This window comes from Deinococcus cellulosilyticus NBRC 106333 = KACC 11606 (genome assembly GCF_007990775.1).
GTDB lineage: Bacteria > Deinococcota > Deinococci > Deinococcales > Deinococcaceae > Deinococcus_C > Deinococcus_C cellulosilyticus.
In genome coordinates this window covers 1-3262 of sequence record NZ_BJXB01000072.1, presented here as the reverse complement: position 1 = coordinate 3262, position 3262 = coordinate 1, and the positions used below count along the sequence as shown (strand labels likewise).

2 protein-coding genes are annotated in these 3262 nt (G+C 54.2%); both read left to right on the top strand.

Translation table 11 applies throughout. From position 1 onward, the window contains the following. Positions 1 to 257: hypothetical protein (locus DC3_RS28655; protein ID WP_222594854.1), on the top strand; the 257-nt coding region annotated here is incomplete at its 5' end. 10 nt (positions 258 to 267) lie between these two features. Beyond that, positions 268 to 2844 carry a S8 family serine peptidase gene (locus DC3_RS30090; RefSeq protein WP_146892214.1) on the top strand — a complete coding sequence of 859 codons (2577 nt, stop codon included), beginning with the start codon at positions 268 to 270 and terminating at the stop codon, positions 2842 to 2844. Positions 2845 to 3262 lie beyond the last annotated feature (418 nt).

Below are 3262 nucleotides of genomic sequence, written 5' to 3'. Positions count from 1 at the left end.
CGGCATACGCCAACTCCACCCTGGACTCCATGGCCTACCTGTACCCACCCATTGTGAACATTGCCACCTCACCCATTGCAAGCAACGATGATGCAGACCTCAGCAACAACAACAACATGGGCTCTGCCATCACCATGACGCTGACCGATGATGCCACGTATTACGTGAAAGTCACCAGTGCCCGCATCGCCAATGGTTTTGAGGACAACAAGGCCAGCAACACTTACCGCGTTCGCCTGAGCGTGGTCAATCCTTAAGGAGCATGCAGTGAAAAAGCAACCCTATCCCTCACTGGTCCTGTTGACCCTGACCGCACTTCTGGCCAGCTGTGGAAGCAGTGTCCAGCCCACAGTGTCACCTCTGCCCGTTGCACATGCTCCGCAGGGCACCCTGAACAAAGATCTGGTCAACCAGAGCCCTGGACGCTGGTTTGTTGAATTTGAAAATCAGGCTGGAGTCCAGAAGCTTTCGGCTCAGTCTTTCACCCGCCTGGCTGCTGAGCAGGGCATTTCTGTAAAACAGAACTACGCCTATAGCCGCCTGTTCAATGGGGTGTCCATCACCACCACCGACCAGAGCATCGGAGACATTGCCAGTCTGCCTGGTGTAAAAGCAGTGTATCCGGTCAAACTCTACAAACTGGAGAGCCTCAAACCCCAGCCTCCCATCAGCCCTGAAATTGACACTGCCACCTCACAGACTGGTGTGGATGTGGCCCGCACTGAGCTCGGTCTGACCGGAAAAGGCATCAAGGTGGGCATCATTGATTCCGGGATTGATGTGGACCACCCGGATTTCAAAGGCCGCATTGTGGCCCAGAAAGACTTTGTGGGCGACACCTACAACCCTGACCCTGATGGAGAGGAGGCCCCCTACAACCCTGTCACCAAGCCAGATCCCATAGCGGATGACTGTGGCGGTCACGGCACCCACGTGGCGGGCATTGTCGGCGCCAAAGGGAAAGTCACAGGTGTGGCACCTGATGTGACTTTCGGGGCATACAAAGTGTTTGGCTGCGAAGGCTCCACCGGAGATGATGTGATGCTCGCTGCGCTGGAACAGGCCCAGGCCGATGACATGGACATCATCAACATGAGCATTGGCTCTTTCGGTTCCTGGTTCGAGGACACCGATCCCTACAGCAAGGCCCTCAACAAGGCCATTCAAGATGGTCTGATTGTGGTGGTCTCTGCAGGAAACAACGGAGACCTTGGTGCCTTTGCCAGTGGCTTCAACTCTGCTCTGGAATCCACCATTGCCGTGGCAAACTTTGAGAACGTCAGCATGATGACGCCTTTCTTCAATGCAAATGGGAAAGCCGTCTCCCTGACAAATGCAACAGGTGCAGCACCCCTGCCCACCTCTGGCACCCTGGAATTCGCCAGAACAGGCACCTCCTCCACCACCAATGACGCTTGCAATGCGCTGCCTGCAGGGAGCCTGAAAGGCAAAGTGGCCCTGATCCGTCGCGGAACCTGCAGTTTCCACATCAAGACGGTGAACGCACAGAATGCTGGAGCTGCTGCAGTGGTGATCTACAACAACCAGCCCGGTGCCATCAGCCCCACTGTGGTGGGTACCACCCCCATCACCATTCCTGTGGTGGCTGTCACCAAGGAAGATGGTGAGAAACTTGACGCCATGATTGCTGCTGGAACCACCACCCTGGAGTGGAAAGCTGGAGTGGCCCGCTTCCCCAACCCCCGGGCCGATCTGGTGGCCCTCAGCTCTTCCTATGGTCCCAACCAGACCCTGAAATTCAAGCCTGATCTGGGTGCTCCTGGCAACCTGATCTATTCCACCTATCCGCTGGAGAAAGGTGGATATGCCACCCTCAGTGGAACGTCCATGGCTGCCCCCCATGTGGCAGGTGCCATTGCCCTGATGCTGGAAGCCAAGCCCAGCCTGAAAGGCCAACAGGAACAGGTTCGGACCCTGTTGCAGAACCACTCTGTTCCCACGGTGTTCCCCGGAACCACCCTGCTGGATTCCACCAACCGCCAGGGCGCAGGCATCATGAATGTGGCCCACAGCATTGTGAGCACCACCCTGGCCGAGCCCAGCCGTTTGCCCCTTGGGGATGTGGAAGGCACCATCACCAAAACCATCCGGGTGTCCAACAGGGGCATCAAAACGGTCACCTATGACATCGTGCACCAGCCTGCAGTGGGCACGGTCGGGGTGCAGCCTGGCAAGTACAGCGACAAGGCAGCCACGGCTGTCTTGAGCACCAACAAGATCAGCATTGCTCCCGGAGGCAGTGCAGTGGTGAGTGTTCAGATCACCCCCTCTGCGCAGGATGCCAATGGAACGGTTTTTGGTGGATACATCACCATGACTGCAGCAGGTGCTGCCACCCTGAGGGTGCCCTACATGGGCTTCAAGGGAGATTACCAGGCTGAGGCGTCTCTCACCACCACCTACTTTGGTTACATCGATCCTGAAGACAAAGAATTCTACATTGACACCGAAGGAACCGAATTCAACCTGGCTGAAGGTTACAAGCCTGCAGTGGCTTTCCACCTGGAATACCCTGCAGAGAAAGTGGTCTTTGAACTGGTCAATGGCCAGACCGGTCAACCCCTGTACAGCACCGGCAGTGTCATTTCGGAAATCAACCACTACTACCGCAACAGCACTGCTGGCGGAGTACACATCTTCGACTGGAATGGAAGCCTGAAGGCTGCCCAGCTGAAAGCTGGTGTGCCTGTCACCAAAGTGGTGCCGGATGGTGCTTACCGCATTCAGGTCCGTGCCTTGCGTGCCGCAGGGGATGCCCAGAATCCCGCACACTGGGACAGCTGGACTTCACCTGTTTTCTACATCAAGAACTCAAAAAACTGAGATTTTAAGCAATGAGGAGCAGAGAATTTTCTCTGCTCCTCATTGCTTTTAGGTGAAGAAAATGAGGAATTTTGCAAAAATGCCCCCTGTTCTTGCCTGAAAACCTAAAGAGACAATGGTTAATGAGGTTGATTGCTGGACAATTTGGTTAAAATCATGCATCACGTATAAAAGATGGCATATAAAATATTCATGTCTGTAAGATTTGAAAAGATCTGCGATTGACATGCTTTTGCTGATGGGGATATGCTCATCTCACAAAAAGCAAAATGATTCAGAAGGCTTCAGAAGAAGTCTTTGAACTTGTTTGGATCTGGGGCTTTTTGTGAGGTGATGAATGTATAAAAAAGCGCTTGGTTTGACGTTCACCATGACATTGCTCCTGGCGGCCTGCAACAGTTTCACACCTGACCTCAAA